Origin of the sequence: Paracoccus spongiarum (genome assembly GCF_030732095.1) — a bacterium.
Lineage (GTDB): Bacteria > Pseudomonadota > Alphaproteobacteria > Rhodobacterales > Rhodobacteraceae > Paracoccus > Paracoccus spongiarum.
This window is the reverse complement of record NZ_JAVAMQ010000067.1, coordinates 1-1,033: the sequence shown is the minus strand read 5'-3', so window position 1 is coordinate 1,033 and position 1,033 is coordinate 1. Positions and strand designations below refer to the sequence as shown.

The following is a 1,033-nucleotide window of genomic DNA, read 5'->3' as shown; positions in this document are numbered from 1 at the left end:
TCGGCTGAACATCGAGGTTCCCCTTTCCCCAGACGGACTTATCCCACAGCTTCCGTGACGGGTATGCCGAGCGCGGTGTAGCCGTTCAGGACGGCGATGCGGACCTGTAGCTCGGCGACCTGTCGGTCGAAGTCCCGCGCCATGAGCCGCTGGCCCAGCAGTTTCACGCAATGCATCTTCGTTTCGACGCGGCTTCGGCGGTGATATCCGCTCCATCGCCGCCACAGGGCACGGCCGAGGTATTTCGATGCGCGCAGGGCCTCGTTTCGGGCGACCGCGCCGGCGGTGACGGTCTTCCATGGCTTGGCGTTCTTGCGGGGCGGGAGTGAGGGCACGAACGCCATCGGTTCGAGAGAGTGCCCGAACGCGTGGGCGCCGCGGTCAGCGATGGCATCGTGGCATTTGCGTGTGTCGTAGGCCCCATCTGCCGTGACGCTGCCGATTTCCTGGTCCGCCGGGATCTGGCTGAGCAGGTCGGGCAAAACCGGTGCATCGCCAATGTGGCTCCCGGTGATCTCAACAGCGCGGACCTCCAGCGTTTCCTCGTCAATCCCGAGGTGAAGCTTGCGCCACACACGCCGTTTGGGACCACCATGCTTGCGAGCGTGCCATTCGCCTTCGCCCTCGACCTTGATGCCGGTGCTGTCGATCAGCAGGTGCAACGGACCCTTGGAGCCGCGATACGGGATATTGACGGCCAGGGTCTTCTGGCGGCGCGACAGCGTGCTGAAGTCGGGCACCGTCCAGTCGAGGCCAAGCAGTCGCAGCAGACTTTCGACGAAGCCGGTTGTCTGCCGGAGCCCCATCCCGAACAGCACCTTCATCGAAAGGCACTCTGTATAGCGGCGTCGCTGTAGCTCTGCTGGCGGCCACGCCTGCCTGTCGGCGCGCCATCCCAGCTCATCTCAGGGTCGAACCAGATTGTCAGCGAGCCACGGCGCTTGAGCGCTTCGTTATAGGCTGGCCAGTTCTTGGTCCTGTAGGTTGCGGGTGTGGGTCTGCTCATGCATCCCAGCTACCACGCTGGATTCAC

At 64.0% G+C, this 1,033-nt stretch carries 1 pseudogene; it reads right to left on the bottom strand.

Annotated features, from left to right (window positions below):
• Positions 1-38 precede the first annotated feature (38 nt).
• Positions 39-1,006: pseudogene (locus Q5Y72_RS19700) on the bottom strand (IS5 family transposase).
• Positions 1,007-1,033: the final 27 nt, after the last annotated feature.